The 19412-nt window shown below is 66.4% G+C and carries 25 protein-coding genes; 8 read left to right on the plus strand and 17 right to left on the minus strand.

Annotation, left to right across the window (positions count from 1 at the left end):
• Positions 1–48: 48 nt before the first annotated feature.
• The 10 genes from yacG to hisG form a co-directional block, all read right to left on the minus strand.
• Positions 49–243, minus strand: coding sequence for a DNA gyrase inhibitor YacG (gene yacG, locus WJU17_RS17885; RefSeq protein ID WP_346328748.1), 195 nt, complete (start codon positions 241–243; stop codon positions 49–51).
• Entirely contained in the window at positions 236–1696 is a 1461-nt protein-coding gene (locus tag WJU17_RS17890) for a ribonuclease E/G (RefSeq protein WP_346328749.1), read from the minus strand. The genes yacG and WJU17_RS17890 overlap by 8 nt, the downstream gene beginning before the upstream one ends.
• The gene (locus tag WJU17_RS17895; RefSeq protein ID WP_346328750.1) at positions 1693–2307 is read right to left on the minus strand and encodes a nucleoside triphosphate pyrophosphatase; all 615 of its coding nucleotides are present in this window, start codon (positions 2305–2307) and stop codon (positions 1693–1695) included. The genes WJU17_RS17890 and WJU17_RS17895 overlap by 4 nt, the downstream gene beginning before the upstream one ends.
• Before the next feature lie 7 nt (positions 2308–2314).
• Complete coding sequence (infA, locus tag WJU17_RS17900; RefSeq protein WP_346328751.1) at positions 2315–2533, minus strand: translation initiation factor IF-1; 219 nt, start codon at positions 2531–2533, stop codon at positions 2315–2317.
• Positions 2534–2633: 100 nt separating this feature from the next.
• Positions 2634–2981, minus strand: a complete 348-nt coding sequence (locus tag WJU17_RS17905) for a hypothetical protein (protein WP_346328752.1) — start codon at positions 2979–2981, stop codon at positions 2634–2636.
• A complete protein-coding gene (locus WJU17_RS17910) occupies positions 2972–3298 on the minus strand; it encodes a hypothetical protein (RefSeq protein WP_346328753.1) in 327 nt (108 codons plus the stop codon). The genes WJU17_RS17905 and WJU17_RS17910 overlap by 10 nt, the downstream gene beginning before the upstream one ends.
• Before the next feature lie 101 nt (positions 3299–3399).
• The gene (locus WJU17_RS17915; protein WP_346328754.1) at positions 3400–3861 is read right to left on the minus strand and encodes an arsenate reductase ArsC; all 462 of its coding nucleotides are present in this window, start codon (positions 3859–3861) and stop codon (positions 3400–3402) included.
• Positions 3862–3867: 6 nt separating this feature from the next.
• Positions 3868–4332 (minus strand): UPF0262 family protein, encoded by a 465-nt coding sequence (locus tag WJU17_RS17920; RefSeq protein WP_346328755.1) that lies wholly within the window; start codon positions 4330–4332, stop codon positions 3868–3870.
• A gap of 67 nt (positions 4333–4399) precedes the next feature.
• Positions 4400–5689 carry a histidinol dehydrogenase gene (hisD, locus tag WJU17_RS17925; RefSeq protein WP_346328756.1) on the minus strand — a complete coding sequence of 430 codons (1290 nt, stop codon included), beginning with the start codon at positions 5687–5689 and terminating at the stop codon, positions 4400–4402.
• Complete coding sequence (hisG, locus tag WJU17_RS17930; protein WP_346328757.1) at positions 5673–6341, minus strand: ATP phosphoribosyltransferase; 669 nt, start codon at positions 6339–6341, stop codon at positions 5673–5675. Before hisG ends, hisD begins: the two co-directional genes overlap by 17 nt.
• Positions 6342–6554: 213 nt before the next feature.
• Between hisG and WJU17_RS17935 the strand changes: the two genes are divergently transcribed.
• From WJU17_RS17935 to WJU17_RS17960, 6 genes are all read left to right on the plus strand, one after another.
• A complete protein-coding gene (locus tag WJU17_RS17935) occupies positions 6555–7304 on the plus strand; it encodes an EAL domain-containing protein (RefSeq protein ID WP_346328758.1) in 750 nt (249 codons plus the stop codon).
• A 168-nt stretch (positions 7305–7472) separates the two neighbouring features.
• Positions 7473–7901 (plus strand): OB-fold domain-containing protein, encoded by a 429-nt coding sequence (locus WJU17_RS17940; RefSeq protein ID WP_346328759.1) that lies wholly within the window; start codon positions 7473–7475, stop codon positions 7899–7901.
• A 24-nt stretch (positions 7902–7925) separates the two neighbouring features.
• Positions 7926–9071: a thiolase family protein gene (locus tag WJU17_RS17945; RefSeq protein WP_346328760.1), complete on the plus strand. Its 1146-nt coding sequence runs from the start codon at positions 7926–7928 to the stop codon at positions 9069–9071.
• Positions 9072–9179: 108 nt separating this feature from the next.
• A complete protein-coding gene (locus WJU17_RS17950) occupies positions 9180–10427 on the plus strand; it encodes a glycoside hydrolase family 2 TIM barrel-domain containing protein (protein WP_346328761.1) in 1248 nt (415 codons plus the stop codon).
• A gap of 107 nt (positions 10428–10534) precedes the next feature.
• A complete protein-coding gene (locus WJU17_RS17955) occupies positions 10535–11107 on the plus strand; it encodes a nuclear transport factor 2 family protein (RefSeq protein WP_346328762.1) in 573 nt (190 codons plus the stop codon).
• A 60-nt stretch (positions 11108–11167) separates the two neighbouring features.
• Entirely contained in the window at positions 11168–11959 is a 792-nt protein-coding gene (locus tag WJU17_RS17960; protein ID WP_346328763.1) for an enoyl-CoA hydratase-related protein, read from the plus strand.
• Between the two features lie 55 nt (positions 11960–12014).
• On the opposite strand, the gene WJU17_RS17965 is transcribed toward WJU17_RS17960, so the two are convergent.
• The 4 genes from WJU17_RS17965 to WJU17_RS17980 form a co-directional block, all read right to left on the minus strand.
• On the minus strand, positions 12015–12713 hold the full coding sequence (locus tag WJU17_RS17965; protein ID WP_346328764.1) for a hypothetical protein: 699 nt from the start codon (positions 12711–12713) through the stop codon (positions 12015–12017).
• A gap of 117 nt (positions 12714–12830) precedes the next feature.
• Complete coding sequence (locus tag WJU17_RS17970; RefSeq protein ID WP_346328765.1) at positions 12831–13886, minus strand: aspartate-semialdehyde dehydrogenase; 1056 nt, start codon at positions 13884–13886, stop codon at positions 12831–12833.
• Positions 13887–14110: 224 nt separating this feature from the next.
• Positions 14111–14407 carry an antibiotic biosynthesis monooxygenase gene (locus WJU17_RS17975; protein WP_346328766.1) on the minus strand — a complete coding sequence of 99 codons (297 nt, stop codon included), beginning with the start codon at positions 14405–14407 and terminating at the stop codon, positions 14111–14113.
• A complete protein-coding gene (locus WJU17_RS17980) occupies positions 14404–15498 on the minus strand; it encodes a DUF2332 domain-containing protein (RefSeq protein ID WP_346328767.1) in 1095 nt (364 codons plus the stop codon). The genes WJU17_RS17975 and WJU17_RS17980 overlap by 4 nt, the downstream gene beginning before the upstream one ends.
• A gap of 122 nt (positions 15499–15620) precedes the next feature.
• Here WJU17_RS17980 and WJU17_RS17985 point away from each other — a divergent pair, with 122 nt between their 5' ends.
• Positions 15621–16724 (plus strand): citrate synthase, encoded by a 1104-nt coding sequence (locus tag WJU17_RS17985; protein ID WP_346328768.1) that lies wholly within the window; start codon positions 15621–15623, stop codon positions 16722–16724.
• On the opposite strand, the gene WJU17_RS17990 is transcribed toward WJU17_RS17985, so the two are convergent.
• From WJU17_RS17990 to dcd, 3 genes are read right to left on the minus strand one after another with little or no spacing between them, the layout of a single operon-like run.
• Positions 16725–17135, minus strand: coding sequence for a DUF2948 family protein (locus WJU17_RS17990; RefSeq protein WP_346328769.1), 411 nt, complete (start codon positions 17133–17135; stop codon positions 16725–16727).
• On the minus strand, positions 17132–18424 hold the full coding sequence (gene murA / locus WJU17_RS17995; RefSeq protein ID WP_346328770.1) for a UDP-N-acetylglucosamine 1-carboxyvinyltransferase: 1293 nt from the start codon (positions 18422–18424) through the stop codon (positions 17132–17134). The genes WJU17_RS17990 and murA overlap by 4 nt, the downstream gene beginning before the upstream one ends.
• A 1-nt stretch (position 18425) precedes the next feature.
• On the minus strand, positions 18426–18980 hold the full coding sequence (gene dcd / locus WJU17_RS18000) for a dCTP deaminase (RefSeq protein ID WP_346328771.1): 555 nt from the start codon (positions 18978–18980) through the stop codon (positions 18426–18428).
• Positions 18981–19163: 183 nt separating this feature from the next.
• Between dcd and WJU17_RS18005 the strand changes: the two genes are divergently transcribed.
• Positions 19164–19412: a hypothetical protein gene (locus WJU17_RS18005; RefSeq protein ID WP_346328772.1), complete on the plus strand. Its 249-nt coding sequence runs from the start codon at positions 19164–19166 to the stop codon at positions 19410–19412.

The raw sequence follows: 19412 nt of genomic DNA on the forward strand, positions 1-19412 counted from the left end.
AGGCCCTCGCCTCCGGCTTGTCCAGAGGCGCGAACGGGTTTTTCGCGATCAGTTTTCCTCGTCGCCTTCGCTCATGCTGTCGTCGCCCTCGATGACGTAGCGGCCGTCGAGCCAGCGGCCAAGGTCGATGTCGCCGCAGCGTTTGGAACAGAACGGCATGTAGCGCTCCACCGCCGGTTTGCGGCAGATCGGGCAGGCGCGGGCGGGGCCGGGCGGAGTGGGAGGCTGGGACATGTCATTCATCGGTCTGAGCTCGGATATGGGGCTGGATCTCGGGCCTGTCCAGGGGACGGCGCCCGTCGGCCGTCAACAAGGGCGGCTTGCCGGCGATGTCCGACAGCGCTTCGGGCCGCGCCTCGAGCCAGGCGATCACCGCCGGATGCGCGGTGACGGCAAGGCGCGCGCCGGGCGAGGCGGCGGCTTCCGCGCGCAGGCGGCGCAGCACGTCATAGCCGGTCGATTCGGCGGTGCGCCGGCGGCGCTGGGCGGCGATGTCGCGGCGGCCGGCCAGGAAGTCGGGCAGCGCTTCGCGGCCGCGGCGGCGGCTCACCTCGCACAGTCCCATGCGCGACCAGCCGAGCACCGAGGCGGGTGACCGGTCGCCCGCCAGCGCCTCGCGCAGGGTATCGAGCACCCGGTCGCGGTGCTTGGGGCTTTCCATGTGGATGAAGTCGATCAGGATCATGCCGCCGATGTCGCGCAGGCGGATCTGGCGCGCGATCAGCGGCGCGGCGCGCAGATTGGTGGTGAAGGCGGTCTGCTCGCGGCTCGATTCGGCGGTGCCGTCGCCCGAATTGACGTCGATCACGGTCAGCGCCTCGCCGGTCTCGACGGTAATCCAGCCGCCGCCGTCCAGGTCGAGCCGGGTCTCCAGCAGGCTGTCGATGGCCGCCTCGATTCCCGCGGCCTCGAACAGCGGCGTGTGGCCGGCATGGACCTCCAGCAGGGGCAGCAGCTCGGGCTGGCCGCGCTGCAGGTGGGCCCGGGCCTCGGCATGCAGGGCGCGGCCGTCGACCGTGATGGCGGACAGGCCGGGCCGGGCCAGGTCGCGCAGAATGCGCGCGGCGGGCGGCAGGTCGGTCTGCAGGCAGGCGGGCGTATCGGCGGCGGCGGCGCGCGCCTTCAGGCCGAGCCAGCGGTCGCGCAGCGCGCGGGCCTCGTCGAGGATGTCAGCGATCGCCGCTGATTGGGCGGCGGTGCGGATCACGAAGCCGCCGTCGCCCACGGCATCGGCGGCCTGGCGGGCGGCATCCTCCAGCCGCGCGCGCTGCGCCTCCTCGCGGATGGCGCCGGACAGCACGTTGTCGCGGCGGAACGGGTGATAGACCAGCAGGCGGCCCGGCAGGGTCACCAGCGTGGTCAGGCCGGGACCCTTGTCGCCGACCGGATCGCGCGTCGCCTCGACCAGCAGAAGCTCGCCCTGGTGCACGACGCGCTCGATGCGGCGGGCGTCGCCATCCTCGACAAGCGCGCCGACATGCTTGGCCGACAGGAAGCCGGGCAGGGACGTGCCGGGAAGGGTGACGAAGGCCGCCTGCAGCGACGGCTCCACCGCGGCCACGCGGCCGACATAGATGTTGCCGACCAGGCTTTCATGGCCTTCCCGGTCGATATGGATCTCGGCGACTTCGCCATCCTCGATCAGCGCGGCGCGGACCTCGCCGGGAACGGCGTCGATCAGCAGCGCGCGGGTCATCTCAGCGACCGGGCCGGGGCATACCCGGCGCCCGCCAGCATGGAGACGACCTCGAACACGGGCAGGCCGACCACATTGGTATAGGAGCCGTTCACGGCGCGGATGAAGGCCGCGGCAAGGCCCTGGATGGCATAGCCGCCCGCCTTGCCCTGCCATTCGTCCGAGGCGAGATAGGTCGCCAGCTCGGTCTCGCCGAGACGCTTGAAGGTGACGGCGGTCTCGACCGTGCGGCGGCGGGCGCGGCCGTCCGGGCCGATCAGGGTCACGCCGGTGAAGACGCGGTGCCGCCGGCCGGACAGCAACTCGAGGCAGCGGCGCGCGTCGTCTTGCGTCTCGGCCTTGGGCAGGATGCGCCGGCCGACGCCGACGACCGTATCGGCCGCCAGCACGAAATCGGCCGGATGCAGCGCCGCGATGGCCGAGGCCTTGTCGTCGGCAAGTCGCGCGGCGTGCGGACGTGGCAATTCGCCCTTGCGCGGCGTCTCGTCGACGTCGGCGGGAACGGTCAGGTCGGGGGGCAGGGTCACCTGGTCCAGCAACTGGCGCCGGCGCGGCGACGCGCTGGCCAGTATCAGGCGCGCCCCGTGAGCGGTATCACCTGGCGCGGCCATGACGGGACTATTTATAGCGGTAGGTGATCCGACCCTTGGTCAGGTCGTAGGGGGTCATTTCGACCAGCACCTTGTCGCCCTGCAGCACGCGGATGCGGTGCTTGCGCATCTTGCCCGCGGTGTGCGCCAGCACCTCGTGTTCGTTGTCCAGCTTCACGCGGAACATCGCGTTCGGCAGAAGTTCGACGACGGTACCGGGAAACTCGAGCAGTTCTTCTTTCGCCATGGGCGGGTTTACAAGCCTCTCTTGATCTCGAAGGTGGCGTATAAATGAGCGAGGACGCGCGCGGATGCAAGGCTTTTGCCGCTTTCGCGGGCTGGAGGCCTCAGCCTTCGCACCGGGCGTGGACCAGGGGCATGGCCTCGGCGATGCGGTCCTGGGTCTCGGCGAGCTGCTCGGGCGACAGCTTGTGCCTGTCCATCAACCGCATGATGTCGTCGCGCGTGGCCTTGCCGGTGCCGCCCAGCAGGATGAAACTTGTAAAGACGGCATAGCCTTGTGGGCCCAGCGCCTGCTTCATCCCAGCGGACACGCAGCTGCAGTAATCGCCTGACTGGCCGTCACGCGTACAGTCGCGCACCACCACTTCCTCGTAGTCCGGGACACAGGCCGCCACCAGCGATGCGGTCGACAGGATCAGTGCCGCGCGCCGGGCGCGGCCGGTCAGCGGCATTGCCGCTCCGCCTTCATGGATACGCCCATGACGGCGAACTGGAACGCCATGAAGTCCGCGGCGTCGGTTTCCTGCATGATCTTTTCCTCGGCGGCCTCGGCCGTCGCGCCGTCCTTGCCCAGATCGGACATCCGGACCAGCAGTTTGCGGTGATCGTCGCCCAGATCGGCGGCGAGCACTTCGGCGCGGCACTGGCAGTATTCCTGTTCACCGCCATCCCTGACGCAGCTCTTGGCGAGGACCGATTCGTCGTCGTTGCCGCAGGCGGCCAGCAGGACGGGGACGAGCAACATCACGGTTCTGGCGATGCGGGGCATGAAACTCTCCTGGAAGCGGGGCCGGCTTGTTTCGCGCGGCTCCCGTCGGTCCCCCAACCGGACACCACGGTATGCATGCGGCGCCGAAGGGCAACAGCTTTTTAGCCGGAAGACCGGCCTCCGGTCGAGAACCGATCCCGGATCTTGCGCATCAGCTGGTCGCGCAGTTCCCGGTAGGCGTCAAGAATCTGTTCGCGGCTGCCGGTGGTCAGGCTGGGGTCCATGGTCGGCCAGTATTCCACCTCGCAGGCCATGGTGCGGGTCAGTTCCATGGCGTTGTGCTGGGCCTGCGGCGTCATGGTGATGACCAGATCGAAGGAGGTATCCTCCAGATCATCGAAGCTCTTGGGCTTGTGTTTCGTCATGTCGACGCCGATCTCGTCCATCACCGTGACCATGAACGGGTCCAGCACGCCGGGCCGCACGCCGGCGGAATCGAAATAGATTTTCTTGCCGAACATGTAGCGTGCGATGCCCAGCGCCATCGGCGACCGCACGGCGTTCAGGTTACAGGCAAACAGGACGCTGTCCGGCAGGTCGTCGTCGGGCCGCGCCTGGCTCATGCGGCATCAGCCCCGGATATGAAGAACGCAGATCAGCGTGAACAGCCGGCGCGCCGTGGCCAGATCCATTTCGACCTGCTGCGTCAGCCGCTCGCGCAGCAGTTCCGATCCCTCGTTGTGCAGGCCGCGCCGGCCCATGTCGATCGCCTCGATCTGTGAGGGGCTCGCGGTCTTGATGGCGGCGAAGTAGCTTTCGCACACCATGAAATAGTCCTTGATGATGCGGCGGAACGGCGTGACCTGAAGGCGGATTTCCTCCAGCTGGTTCTCCTCGCCATCGCGCACCTCGATGATCAGCCGGGTCTCCTCCAGCCGCAGGACGAGATCATAGGGACCGGGCACCGACTTCAGGCTGAAGACATTGTCCTCGAGCAGGTCGAAGATCGCCACCTTGCGCTCATGCTCGATATCCGCGTTGCGGCGGACTATGGACTTCTCGTCGAGTCTGATCCTGATGATGTCGCCGGGCATGGCGCGGACGCTAAAGCGGATCGTGTCGCGGGGAAACGGGAAAGGTTGCGTAGCCGGTACGCATCGTTCAGCGGCGCCTGATTTCCATGGACAATGCGTGCGCGTCGAGGCCTTCCAGATGGGCGAGCAGCTCCGCCGCCGGTGCGATGGCATCGAGGCTCGCCGCATCGCACGAGATCAGCGTCGTGCGCTTCAGGAAGTCGAGCACCGACAGGCCCGAGGCGAAGCGCGCCGTGCGCGACGTTGGGAGCACATGGTTCGGGCCGGCGATGTAGTCTCCGATGGCCTCCGGCGTGTGGCGGCCGAGGAAGATGGCGCCAGCGTGGCGCACCAGCCCGGAAAAGCGCTCGGCGTCATCCATGGCCAGTTCCAGATGCTCCGGCGCGATCCGGTCGACCAGCGGCGCGGCATCGTGCAGCGCCTTCACCAGGATGATGGCGCCATTGGCGTTCCACGACGCGCGGGCGATCTCGGTCCGGCCCAGGCTCTGCAGGTGAATCTCCACCGCCCGTTCCACCGCGTCGGCGAAGGCCGGGTCGTCGGTAATCAGGATCGACTGCGCGGCGGTATCGTGCTCGGCCTGGCTGAGCAGGTCGGCGGCGATCCATGCCGGATCGTTCTTGCCATCGGCGACCACCAGGATTTCCGAGGGGCCGGCGATCATGTCGATGCCGATGGTGCCGAACACCTGCCGCTTGGCGGCGGCCACGAAGGCGTTGCCGGGGCCGACCACCTTGTCGACCGGCGCGATGCTCTCGGTGCCATAGGCCAGCGCCGCGACCGCCTGAGCGCCGCCCACCTTGTAGATCTCGCCCACGCCCGCCGTGCTGGCGGCGGCGAGGACCATGGGATTGAGGATTCCGTCGGGCGTCGGCACGACCATGGCGAGACGGGGCACGCCAGCGACGCGCGCCGGGATCGCGTTCATCAGCACCGAACTGGGATAGGCGGCGGTGCCGCCCGGAACGTACAGGCCGACCGCGTCGATGGGCGTCCAGCGATAGCCAAGGACGACACCGGCGGCATCGGTGAAGCGCAAATCTTCCGGCTTCTGCTTCTCGTGGAACACCCGGATGCGCTCGGCGGCGACGCGCAGGGCGTCGAGCGCCTCGCCGGAGACGGATTCGCGGGCTTCCAGGATTTCCTGCGGCCGGACGCGGACCGTCTCGGCGGACAGATCGATCCGATCGAAGCGAGAGGTGTACTCGAATAGCGCCTCGTCGCCCCGCTGGCGCACATCGCCGATGATGTCGGCCACGATCTCGGCGACGTCCGGATCAGACTCGCGCTTCAGTCCCAGCAGGGTCTGGAAGGACTGCTCGAAATTGCGCGCCGACGCGTCAAGCCGCCTGGGCATTGACGACCTCCCGGAAGCGCTCGATGCGGGCGGCGATCTCGCCGGGACGGGTCTTGAACGCGGCGCGGTTGACGATCAGCCGGGAGCTGATGTCGACAATGCGCTCGATCTCGACCAGACCATTGGCCTTCAGCGTCACGCCCGTGCTCACCAGATCGACGATATGGCGGCACAGCCCGAGCGCCGGGGCCAGTTCCATGGCGCCGTTCAGCTTGATGCATTCCGCCTGCACGCCGCGCGCCGCGAAATGCCGGTGGGTGATGTTGGGATATTTGGTGGCGACGCGGACATGGCTCCACTGGCGCGGATCGTCGCTCTCGCTCAGCTCGACCGGTTCGGCAACCGACAGGCGGCAGTGACCGATGTTAAGGTCCAGCGGCGCGTAGACGCCGTCATAGTCGAATTCCATCAGCACATCGTTGCCGCACACGCCCATCTGCGCGCCGCCGAAGGCGACGAAGGTCGCCACGTCGAAGCTGCGCACGCGGATGATCTCCAGCCCTGGATCATTGGTGGCAAAGCGCAACTTGCGGGACTTCTCGTCGTCGAAATCCGGTTCGGGCTCGATACCGGCCGCATGCAGCAGGGGGCGCACCTCTTTGAGGATGCGCCCTTTCGGCAGGGCCAGGACGATCGGGTCCGTCGCGCTCATGGTCGTTCTTTCCGGCAGCGTTCTCGTGCGGTGTTGGGGTGCCTATGTGGGCCACGTTCCGCGTGCGGCAAGGTTTAGTGATCTAAGGCGCGGAAATCAACGACGGCCGGAACCGTTTCCCGCGCTGAAACGATAAAGGCGCCGCAGGGCGTGCGTGATCAGTTACCGCCGACTTCGTGACCGGCTATACTTTTTTTCATAGACGAGGATTCAATGGACGAGGCTAGCAAGGCGTTTGGTGGGTGCGCGGGTTGTCGTGAGCCGCTCGGCTTCGATATTTCGATGGCGTTCCAGCCCATTGTGGATATCGGTGACCGCTCCATCATCGCTTACGAGGCGCTGGTACGGGGCGCGGCGGGCGAACCGGCGGGCACGGTGTTCAGCCGCCTGACCGACGAGACGCTTTACGGGTTCGACCAGGCCTGCCGGATCAAGGCCGTCGAGATGGCGGCAACGCTGGGTCTGGATAGTTTCCTCAACATCAACTTCATGCCCAACGCGGTCTACGAGCCTCGGCACTGCATCCAGAGCACGCTGGCCGCCTCGCGCCGCACGGGATTCCCGCTGCAGCGTATCGTGTTCGAGGTGAGCGAGTCCGAGCGTATTACCCGTCAGGACAGGCTGATCGAAATCTTGCGCGAATACCGGGAATTCGGGTTCCGGACCGCCATCGACGATTTCGGCGCCGGATTTGCCGGCCTCTCGTTGCTTGCCAACTTCCAGCCCGACATCGTCAAGATCGATATGGAACTGGTGCGCGGCATTGATGCCGACCTGACGCGCCGCACGATCCTGAAAGGCATCCTCGATATCTGCGGGTCGATGGACATCAAGATCATCGCCGAGGGCGTCGAAACAGCCGATGAGATGAAAGCGCTCGCCGATCTGGGGGTGACCCAGATGCAGGGATACCTGTTCGCACGTCCCGGCTTTCAGACGTTGCCAGCCGTCGATTGGCCCTGACGCAAAGGCGGGCGCCTTCCGCGTGGGACGGAATCCGGGCATTCCCTCGTTGGAAAACTCTGGTATCCTGCGGCCCGAAACGGGGCACGCTTCATGGCTTGCCGCACCGGGTGATCCTCACTAGGATCGCGCGTGACTTTTACCGTGTTCAGGGGAGAGCCAGTCAACATGGCCAAGCAGCAAGTTCCGGTCCAGGAAGGTTTGTTCACGTGGCCGTCGGACAACCCGCGCCTTATCGGTCGCCGGGAAAAGAAGACGGGCCGCATCTACTTCCCGGCCATCCACAACTATGTGTCGGATGAAGATTCCGAAGAGGTCCACCTGTCCACGCGCGGCAAGCTGTGGACCTGGACCATTCAGGGCTTCCTGCCGAAGAATCCGCCCTACAAGGGGCCGGAGACGGTCGAGACCTTCAAGCCCTACGGCGTCGGCTACATCGAGTTGCCGGGCGAGATCATTGTCGAGTCGCGGCTGACCGAGAGCGATCCGGCCAAGCTGAAGATCGGCATGGAAATGGAAATGGTCCTTATTCCGTTCCGCGAGGACGAAAAAGGCAACGAGGTAGTCACTTTTGCATTCAAGCCGGTCGAAGGCTGAGCGGCTCGAACAGGGAGACGGAATATGACTGAAGTTTGCATCATCGGCATCGGTATCCACAAATTCGGCCGCACCGACGGCATGAGCGGTCGCCAGCAGGGCGCTTACGCCGTGCGTCAGGCCCTCAAGGATTGCGGCCTGGAATGGGAAGACATGCAGTTCGCCTTCGGTGGCTCGGCCGCCGCCGGCAACGCGGACTCGCTGGTCAATGAGCTGGGCCTCACGGGCATCCAGTTCGTGAACGTGTCCAACGGCTGCGCCACGGGCGGCTCGGCCCTCTTGTCTGCCTACACGGCCATCAAGGCGGGCCAGTACGATGTCGGCGTCGCCGTCGGCTTCGACAAGCACCCGCGCGGCGCGTTCAATGCCGACCCGAAGGCCTCGGGCCTCGAGACCTGGTACGGCGAAACCGGCCTCATGCTGACGACCCAGTTCTTCGGCATGAAGATCCAGAAGTATCTGCACGATCACAACCTGTCGCCGGAAGTGCTGGGCCTGGTCGCCCAGAAGGCTTTCCGCAACGGCGCGAAGAATCCGAACGCATGGCGCCGTGACGAGGTCGATCTCGACACGATCATGAACTCGGACATGCTGTCCAACCCGCTGACCAAGTACATGTTCTGCTCGCCTGCCGAAGGCGGCGTGGCGCTCATCCTGGCCAGCGAAAAGGCGGCCCGCCGCTTCACCAACCGTCCGGTGTTCCTGAAGGCCGTCACCATGAAGACGCGCCATTACGGCTCGTTCGAGGTGTTCAGCCCCTACCAGGCGCTGCAGCAGGCCCCCGCGCCGACCGTATTCGCCGCCAAGGCCGCGTTCGAGATGGCCGGCCTCGGTCCGGAAGACGTGGGTGTGATCCAGATCCAGGACACCGAGTCGGGCGCCGAGGTCATGCACATGGCCGAGAACGGCTTCTGCAAGGATGGCGAGCAGGAAAAGCTGCTGCGTGAAGGCGCGACCGAGATCAATGGCCGCATGCCGACCAACACGGATGGCGGCTGCATCGCCAATGGCGAGCCGATCGGCGCGTCGGGTCTGCGTCAGGTCTACGAAGTCGTCCTGCAGCTCCGCGGCGAGGCCGGCGAGCGTCAGGTGCAGAACAATCCGAAGACCGGCTACACCCATGTGTACGGTGCGCCGGGCCTGTCGGCCTGCACGGTTCTGCAGAACTAGTTCCGCGGACATAGAAGTTCGAGAGGCCCGGACGGTTTCCCCGTCCGGGCCTTTTCTTTGGCGGATGATGTGGCGGCGGCGGTACGATAGGATCGCTGGATAGATACAATGCCGGTCCTCGATCCAATGATGTTCAAGCCCTTTCTTCTTCCGGCCCTCGCTCTCCTTGGCATCGCCGGGTTTGTCGCCTTCTATTTGAATGGCGCCCCGGCCAAGGCGGGCGTCCGCGTCAGCGGCGACCAGATCCTTCTCGACGGCAAGCCTTTCCAGATGCGGGGCGCGGCCGGGACCCAGCGTCTCGATATCCTCAAAGGGCTCGGTGCGACCGTGGTGCGGACCTATGGCGATCCGCCCGATGCTGTCTTGAACGAAGCGCAGAAACTGGGTCTCAAGGTGGTCGTCGGCTTCTGGCTGGAGCATCCGCGGCGCGGCTTCGACTACCGCGATCCGGCCCAGGCGAAGGCGCAGCTCGACCAGCTGGAGGCCTTCATCCGGCGCTACAAGGATCATCCCGCGCTGCTGATGTGGGGTCTCGGCAACGAGGTCGAGGCCGAGCTGGATGACGACAGCGCGGTCTGGCCCGGCATCGCCGAGGCGGCGCGGCTGGTGCGCGGGATCGACCCCGACCATCCCATCATGGCGGTTCTCGCCGAAGCAGGCGGCGACAAGGTGACGAGGCTGATGCAGGCCGCGCCCGACATCGACGTGCTCGGCGTCAATTCCTATGGCGATGCGTTGCTCAGCCTTCCGGAACGCGTCCGGGCGCAGGGGTGGAAAGGGCCGCTGGTCGTGACCGAGCTTGGCGCGCTCGGTCAGTGGCAGGCGCAGCCCAAGCCGTGGGGCGCGGTCATCGAGCCGACCAGCACCCAGAAGGCCGCGCTGCTGCGCACCTATCTGGGTGGTCTCAAGCCGAAGACCGCCGGCCAGATCCTGTTCTACTGGGGCCAGAAACAGGAGGTAACGCCGACCTGGCACAGCCTGCTGTTGCCTGACGGCAGCTGGAACGAGATCGCGGAAGTCATGGCGGAGGTGTGGGGCGGGCGCGCACCCGGCGGCAATCGGGCGCCGCGCATCGGCCGTTTCGACATGGAAGCCGGGCGCGCGGTCCTCGAGGTAACCGATCCGGATGGCGATCCGCTGGATGTGCACTGGGACGTGATGGCCGAGAGTACCGATTTGCGCAAGGCCGGGGATCTGGAGTCCGTTCCGGCGCGCCATGCGGCGGCTATCCTGTCGTCGGATCATGCCGGCGCGCGGATCGGCGGGCTGCCGCCCGGCGCCTACCGCCTGTTCGTGACCATCCGCGATGGAAGAGGCGCGGTCGCCAGCGGTAATCTTCCGTTTCTCGCGCCTTGACCGCCGGGCATCCCGATCAGTCTTCGGCCGTGACCTCCCAACGACGTCAAGTTGCGCGGTTCCCGGATGCCGCTTACGCTTCTCGCCTCAATAGGGGAGACGGGCTCATGACCGATATGAACGATGTGCTGGCGCGACTTACCGCGCTGGAGGCAGAGGTGGCACGGCAGGCGGATCTGGCGGCCATCAACGATTTGCTGACTCGCTATTCGCGGGCGCTGGACTGGCTCGACGATGCCATGCTGGACACCGTGTTCTATGACGACGCCGACATCGACTACGGCTTCTTCAAGGGCAACGGCAAGGACTTCAAGCCGCGCCTGATGGACGTGGAGCACAGCGTCGGCCGCCGGTGGCATTTCACCAGCCAGGTGAAGATCGACCTGCACGGCGAAACGGCCGAGGTGGAAAGCTACAATCTCAGCCTCTCGCTGCCCGAGAGCAAGCCCGGAGACGGCACACCCTTTGCCATCTTCTTTGGTTTCTACAAGGACCGGGTACTGAAGCGGGGCAGCCAATGGGGCATAATCGCGCGCAAGCACCTGCTGGTCGCGGGCGCGCCGCTCGCGGAAATCCCCATGGACGGCGACATGGGCATGCTCAACCAGATCGGCATGACCGGCCCGTCCCATCCCGACTACCGCGTGCTGACACAGGCGCAGGTGCTCGAAGGACGCTGAGGCATTGCACCCGTACGGGCCGCCGCCTAATGTCGGCGGCCTGACAATCAGGGGTGACTTATGTCTTACGAAACCATTCTCTATGACGTCGATGGCCCGGTGGCCGTCATCACGCTGAACCGGCCCGAGCGGCGCAACGCCTGGACGCGGGTGATGTCGCGCGAGCTGGTCGAGGCGTTCGAGCGCGCCAATGCCGACAATGCGGTCGGCGCCATCGTGCTGACCGGCGCGGGCAAGGGCTTCTGCGCGGGCGCGGATATCGAACAGGCGTTCAAGGCGCGCATCGACGGCGCCGAGGACAAGAAGGAAGAAGAGACCGGCATGCCGGGCGGCACCGACTGGGCCGATCTATGCCGCCGGTCCAAGCCGCTGATCGCGGCGGTGAATGGGGCGTCCGTCGGCGTCGGCGCCACCATGATTCTGCCCTTCGACGTGATCGTGGCGTCCGAGGAGGCCAAGTTCGGCATGTTCTTCGCCAAGATGGGCCTGGTGCCGGAGTTGGGCTCTTCCCACTTCCTCGAGCGCCGCGTGGGCTTTGGCATGGCCAACGAGCTTTGCCTGACCGCCCGGCTGATCGACGCCAAGGAAGCTGGCCGCATCCGTCTTGCCGATCATGTGGTTCCGGCGGGCGAGCTGCTGGACAAGGCCAAGGCGCTCGGGCGTGAAATCTCCGCCAATCCGGACCGTCAGCTGCGGCTCATCAAGGGCCTGCTGCGCGACCACGGCCCGGCTTCGGACATGCTGGCGGTCCAGAAGCGGGAAGGGGCCGTGCTGAAGGATTGCTATGCCTCCGACGAGCACAAGGAAGCCGTGGACGCGTTCTTGAACAAGCGTCCGGCGGTGTTCCGCTAATCATTGACGCGCGTCCGTCGGTCCCGGTTTGGGGCCGGCGGCGCGCATCAGGCCACTATTGGCCCGGCTGGGGAAACTCGCCGCCGATGGGACGGTCGCTGTCTGCTCCATCGCCATCGCGAGGGCGGGGACCTGGTTTGTCGTCCTCGCCGTCTTTCAGGTCAGTCGCCGCGTCGCGCTTGACGCTCGCGGGCGGCACCCAGACCACCGGGACGAAGGACGCCGCCGCGTCCCGGCCCTTTTCCCATTGTTCCGGCGTGATCTTCAGGCGCGCGCGCGCGAGTTTCTCGGGCGGCGTAGGCGTGAAGCCCAGGCGCTTGGTCTTGGGATTCTTGTCATAGAGCGTGAGCCATTTCGCCGCCTCGACGGGGTCGGCCATGATCCCCGCCGCATATTCGTAGGCCAGCGCGCCCTGCGCTTCCGGCCAGCCGGCCTCGGCCGCGCGGCGCAGCCACACGATGCCGTCCATGTATTTGGTGCGGTCGCCCCCGGCGAGGACGATATTACACTCGCCCAGACGGCGCTGCGCATCCTCATAGCCCGAGCCCTGGACCGCGACCCGGTAGAGAAGTTTGCTGGCGCCAGCGCAGTCACCGGCATTGTGCATCTGGACGGCCCGCACATAGGCGTTGCTCATGCGGTCCACGGCATTGCGATCCTGCGGCAGGCGGCCGCGCGGCGGCGGTTTGGACGAGCAGGCGGCGAGGGCCATGCTCGCGGCGAGCAGGACGGCGATCGTCTTGATGGCGGTCAAAGGGCGTCTCCCGGCGTTGGCCTGTGGCCTATGAACTAGCACCGGACGGCAGCGCCGCCACCAAGATTCGTCACGGCAAGGGGAAACGGGCACGGCGTCCGCCGTGCCCGTGACCGTTCAGCGCGGCAGCAGTTGCTCGGCGATCTGGACCGCGTTCAGGGCGGCGCCCTTCAGCAGCTGGTCGCCGGCGACGAACAAGGCCAGCGTCTTGCCAGACGGGTCGCCCAGATCGGTACGGATGCGCCCGACCAGCACATCGTCCTGACCCGACGCCTCCGAGGGCATGGGGAAGTGGTTGCGGGCGCGGTCGTCAACCAGTTTCAGGCCCGGCGCGCCGCTCAGCAGGCGTACTGCCTCCTCCGGAGTTACCACCTGGTCGAATTCGACCGAAATCGCCATGGCATGGGCGCGCAGCACGGGTACGCGCACGCAGGTAATGCCGATGGGCAGATCGGCGGCGTCCAGCAGGCGGCGGGTTTCGGCGACGACCTTCTGTTCCTCGCCATTGTAGCCGCTCTCCATGTCCACGTCGGCATTGTGGCTGAACAGGTTGAACGCATAGGGGTGGGGCAGAACCTTGTGGGCGTAATCCTCGCCGCGCAGGTTGGCGGCGGTGGACTCGCGCAGTTCCTCCATGGCGGCGGCGCCGGCCCCCGACGCGGCCTGATAGGTCGCCATCTGGATGCGGCGGATAGGATGGGCGTTGTGCAGTGGCGCGAGCGCCACGGTGGCAATGGCGGCGACGCAGTTGGGATTGGCGACGATACCCTGGTGCGCGGCCATCGCGGCCGGGTTGACCTCGGGCACCACCAGCGGCACGTCCGGATCCATGCGGAAAGCGGAAGAATTATCGACGACGACCGCGCCGGCCTTGATCGCCGCCGGGGCGAATTTGCGGGAAATGCTGGCGCCCGCCGAGAACAGGGCGACATCCACGCCCTCGAAGCTGTTCTCGGTCAGCTCCTCGATGGCGACCTGATGGCCCTTGAATGACATGGTCTTGCCGGCCGAGCGGGCCGAAGCCAGCAGCCGGATGCCGCCGACCGGGAACTTGCGCGCTTCCAGGCACGCCAGCAGCTCGACGCCCACGGCGCCGGTGGCGCCTACGATGGCGACGGTGGGGGAGGCCGCGATGGTGCGGGCCGAACTCTGGGGATCGATAGTGGTCTGCATGAATCTCTCTCCTGGTGTTGAGGGAGAGACAGGAACGCTTCAGTGTACGGCCCCGTCTCCCGGGGCCTTCTGGTTTGCGCTCTTAACCTGCAAGCACCAGAAAACGCCCCGCCGAAGCGGTCGTTTTCGTCGTCGTCTTGCCGGTTTTCTCCGTACGCATGGGGCGGTGTGTACCATGGGCAGAGGGCGAGGGCAACCTGTGGGGCGGAAAACGCCCGGCGGCGTCACCCGAGAAAGGACGGCTCGAAGTGTTCCACGATGGGGAAGGGATCGTAGAAATCATGCAGCAGTCCCCGCCATTCCTGATAGCGCTCGGAGCCGCGAAAGCCCTCGGTATGATCCTCAAGCGTCTCCCACCATACGAGCAGCAGGTAGCCGTCCGGCCGCTCGACGCAGCGGCGCACCTCGATGCCGCCGAAGCCGGGCGAGGCCGCGATCAGGGGGCGGGCCTTTCGCATGGCCGCTTCGAACGCGTCGGCCCGGCCTGGCTTGACCGATAGAAGGGCAGCTTCAAGGATCACGGATTGTCCCCCCAGGTGACATAGGCGCCGTGCGGTTGGGCGAAGCCGATAAGTCGGTCGTCGCCGCCGGGCCACAGGGTCAGGCGCAGTTCAGGATAGTTGCGGGCGTCGATCATTTCCATGCGCAACCACGCAACCGGCGCCTCCGGCGTGGCATTCTCTCCGGCTTGCCTGATCGCGCTCTCGAAGATCGCTTTCGTGGCGGGCGGAAAATACTGGGCGGCCAGTGAGTGATAGACCACCGTCGCCATGCCGGGCGTCTGCCCGGCCAGCTTGCGGACCGTCCAGTCGCCGGCGTCGGCGGTCTCGAGGGTGACCGGGTGGTCGGCCGCCAGCGCCAGCGCCCCCTCGAGCGCCTGGAAGCGCTCGGTGTGTTCGGGCCAGACATAGGATTTCAGCCGATCCGCGGCGCCGGGCCGGCTGATGTCGATGGGGCTGATGTCGCAGCCGGCGCGCTCGACGCAGGACAGCGACACGGAGGTATCCGGCCCGTTGCCGATCCACTGGGTGTTGATCCTGACCGGGCTGGCGGGATCGCCCCAATTTTCTCCATTGCCGAAATCGTAGTGGAAGCGGTCCCAGCGGAGATTGAGGCCGGCGCTCGCGCCGACTTCCAGGCAGCGCAGCGGCAGGCCGGTCTGCCCCGCCACCAGCATGAAGCCGCCGATCAGCGCGCCGGTCCGGCGAACCTCGTTGGTCTGGGCCGTGTTGCGCATGAACGCCTCGAGAGCGGGCCACTGGGTTCGCAGCACCTCCTCGGCGGCGTCCCACAGGCCGTCCATGCGGAACTCGCCGCCGACATTGGGGTAATAGGTGGCGAGAGCAGGGGCGTGTCCGGTCAGCACCAGGTTGTGAAGGGCCCCGACGATGCGCAGGCCGAGCACGTTCTCCATGGGATCGCGTCCCTCCCAGTCGGCCAGCAACTTCCGGCTGACGCCGCCGGCCTGATAATCCTCCATGACGGCGCGCATGAGCGCGGCGGTGAGCGGCGCGTCGAGCAATTCGCAAGCCTTGGCCTGATAGGTCAGGGCCGAAACGACGGTGCTTGGTGCGTTGGCGTCTGGTCCTGCGTCGATAAAGGTGGCGCTCATCTCCTGTCTCCTTCCCGTCTGATGGGACGATTACGCAGGCCCTTATTGCCGACGTCAATATTGATCAATATAATCAATGTATGGATGCGAAGCTCATAGGAGCGGAGGAGGCGTGCAGACGGTTGGGTGTCCGGCCGCAGACGCTTTACGCCTATGTCAGCCGAGGCCTTCTGGAGGCGCAGGCCGACGCGGCGGATCCGCGTCGCAGTCTATACTGGGAGGCAGAGGTCGATGCCCTCGCGGCGCGCCGGAAGGCGGGGCGCAGCCGGCCGGTGGTGGCGGCCAAGGCGATCAACTGGGGCGATCCGGTTCTGGAAACGCGGATTTCAACGGTGGTCCGCGGCCGGCTGATCTATCGCGGCCGCGATGTCGTCGCATGGTCCGAGACGGCGAGTCTCGAGGACACGTTGGAACTGCTGTGCGGCACGGCAGCGCGGCCGGACGCGTCGGCTCCGTCGCCTGAAACGGGCGAGAAGGGCCTGACCGGCGCGTTCACCTATCTCGCGCGCTCCGCCAGCCATGCCCCGCCCATGTTTGGTCGCGGCCGGACAGCCATCGTCACCGACGGCGCGGGATTGCTGCGAGGGATGGCCAGCGCCGTTCTCGGGTTCAGGGTGACGGGTCCGGTGCACGAGGCCGCCGCCGCCGCGTGGCGACTGAAGCCCAAGGGCGCGGATCTGGTTCGCCGCGCCATGGTGCTGCTCGCGGATCACGAGTTGAACGCCTCGACCTTTGCCGTGCGGGTCGTGGGCTCGACGGGCGCAAGCCTGCCAGCGGCGCTGACGGCGGGTCTGGCCGCGCTGACCGGGCCGCGTCATGGCGGCATGACCATGCGCACCGTCGCCATGTTCGCCGACGCTCTCGCGGCCCCCGATCCGAACGCGTTTTTCGCGGCGCGGCTCGCGCGAGGCGAGCCGATCTGGGGTCTGCACCACGAACTCTATCCCCAGGGCGATGTCCGCGCCCATGCCCTGCGCGCGGCGCACGAGCCGTCGGGCGCGCTGCGGCTGACCATCGAAGCGGCCGAGGCCGCCGGCGGCACGCTGCTCAATGTCGATGGCGCGCTCGCGGCGCTGGCGCACACGCTGGGCCTGTCGCAGGAGGCGGCATTCGCCATCTTCGCGCTCGGTCGGACGACCGGCTGGATCGCGCATGCGATCGAACAGACGGAAACGGGCGCGCTGATCCGGCCGCGCGCGCGGTATGTGGGAGATGATCCGGGCTGATCAGTCGGTATGGACCGGACGGTTCGGCGTTTCCCAGGGCTCGCCCATATCGTCCATGCCGACTTCGATCACTTCAGCTTCGAGGCGGATATCGGCACCGCCGGCAAAGCTGAGGCCGATGAGCACGCGACCCTCATGAACGACGGCATGAAGCGTCAGCAACTCGAGGACATGGTCCTTGTTGTCCTGCGGAATGCCGCGCGACCGGGCCGAGGCAACGGTCTCGAAGTGCAGGCCTGTGCGGATGCGGTAAAACCCGCTCTCGGCGCGTTCCCACATGAAACGGTTGCAGACCAGGGCAAAGCGGTTGCCACCGGGCAACCACGCCATGTCGCCCACCTTGAGGACGGCGTCCTGGAGATAGCCGCCGATAACGGCGAGATCCTCGGGACTCTCGGCGCGCAATTTCATGGCACGATGGCCCTGTCGTCCTGGGTGCGGCGGATGTCGGCGCCCACGGCGCGCAGCTTTTCTTCCAGCTTTTCGTAGCCCCGGTCCAGATGATAGACGCCGTTGACGACGGTCTCGCCCTCGGCGGCCATGCCGGCCAGCACCAGGCAGACCGAGGCGCGCAGGTCGGTGGCCATGACCGGCGCGCCGCGCAGGCGCGGGTTGCCGCGCACCATGGCCGAGCTGCCATGAACCGTGATGTCCGCCCCCATGCGCGCCAGCTCCGGCGCGTGCATGAAGCGGTTCTCGAAGATGGTCTCGGTGATCAGCGACGCGCCGTCCGCCACGGCCATCAGCGCCATGAACTGGGCCTGCATGTCGGTCGGAAAGCCGGGGAAGGGATGGGTGATGACGTCGAAGCCCCGGCAGCGGCCCGTCGGGTGCGACACGCGCACCTTGCCGAGGCCGTTGGAGATGTTGACGCCGGCCTTGGCCAGGGATTCGAACACCGCGCCGAGATGGTCCACATTGGCGCCGTCCAGCACCAGCTCGCCGCCGGTGATGGCGGCCGCGACCGCATAGGTGCCGGCCTCGATCCGGTCCGGCATCACGGTGTACTCGGCGGCATGCAAGGCATCCACGCCCTGGATAACGAGGCATTCGGTGCCGATGCCGTGAATGTTGGCGCCCATGGCCACGAGGCACTGCGCGAGATCGGTCACCTCGGGCTCGCGGGCGGCGTTCTCCATGATGGTCGTGCCCTTGGCGAGGGCGGCCGCCATCAGCAGGTTCTCGGTCGCGCCGACCGACACGAACGGAAAGCGGATGGTGGCACCCTTCAGGCCGCCGGGCGCATGGGCGATGACGTTGCCGCCCTTCAGCTCGATCTTGGCGCCCATCGCCTCCAGCCCTTTCAGATGCTGGTCGATGGGACGGATGCCGATGGCGTCGCCGCCGGGCATGGAGACGGTCGCCTCGCCCGTGCGCGCCAGTAGCGGGCCGAGCACGAGGACGGAGGCCCGGATGCGGTTGACGATCTCATAGGGCGCGACCGTGGACAGCGGCGGCCGGGCCGTCAGCTTCAGGGTACGTCCCCGGTTCGAGCCCTCCACTTCGTCGACCGTGGCGCCAAGGCTGACGAGCAGGTCGGACATGGTGCCCATGTCGTCCAGCGCCGGGATATTGTGGAGGGTAAGGGTTTCCTCGGTGAGCAGGCTGGCGGCCATGAGCGGCAGCGCCGCGTTCTTGGCGCCACTGATGGAAATCTTGCCGCGCAGGGGCTTGCCGCCCCGGATGACGAGCTGGTCCATGCTACAGCCTCGGCAGGGTCACGCCCCGCTGTCCCATGTATTTTCCCGCCTTGTCCTTGTAGGAGGTCTCGCACGGCTCGTTCCCTTTGAGGAACAGGAACTGGCAGGCGCCCTCATTGGCGTAGATCTTCGCCGGCAGCGGCGTGGTGTTGGAGAATTCCAGGGTCACGTGGCCTTCCCATTCCGGCTCCAGCGGCGTGACGTTGACGATGATGCCGCAGCGCGCATAGGTGCTCTTGCCCAAGCAGATGACGAGGACGTCACGCGGAATGCGGAAATACTCGACGGTGCGGGCCAGCGCGAAGGAATTGGGCGGAATGACGCAGACTTCCCCAGGACGGTCGACGAAGCTCTGCTTGGAGAATTCCTTGGGATCGACGATCACGGAATCCACATTGGTGAATACCTTGAACTCGTCGGAAACACGGGCGTCGTAGCCATAGGAGGAGAGCCCATAGGAGATCACACCCTGCCGCTGCTGCTTTTCGACGAAAGGCTCGATCATGCCGTTGGCGAGCGCCTGCTCGCGGATCCAGATGTCGGACATGATGGACATGGATGGAGATTCTCCAGGGAAGGGCGCTGCTCCCTTTCTTAAAGGAGCGTGGCAGGGGACTCAAGCGAACCGCAACGCTCGGTCTCGCTCGGTGGTTTCGACAAGACTGCTGGCTTTTCTTGCAGCTTATGGCAAAATCGCCCCCGGCCAACATCGTCGTAACTGGACTTGAGGGAGTCTGGGATGATTTGGGCGTCGAAACTGGCGGTGGGCCTTGCCGTTGGCTGGTTGATCTACTTTCTGTTTCCCGGCCGCCATACGGTGCGTCCGGTCGCCGCGGCGGCGGTGGGCGTGGTCGGCGCGGCTCTCGGCACCTTCCTGGCGCAACATATTCTCGCGATCGGCGGACCAGGGATTTCCCCGGCCAGCCTGGCTACCGCCGGGGCGGGTGCCTTGATCTTCACGCTTCTCTATGTCGGCACCTCTCATTGA

It is taken from the genome of Iodidimonas sp. SYSU 1G8, assembly GCF_039655775.1.
Lineage (GTDB): Bacteria > Pseudomonadota > Alphaproteobacteria > SMXS01 > SMXS01 > RI-34.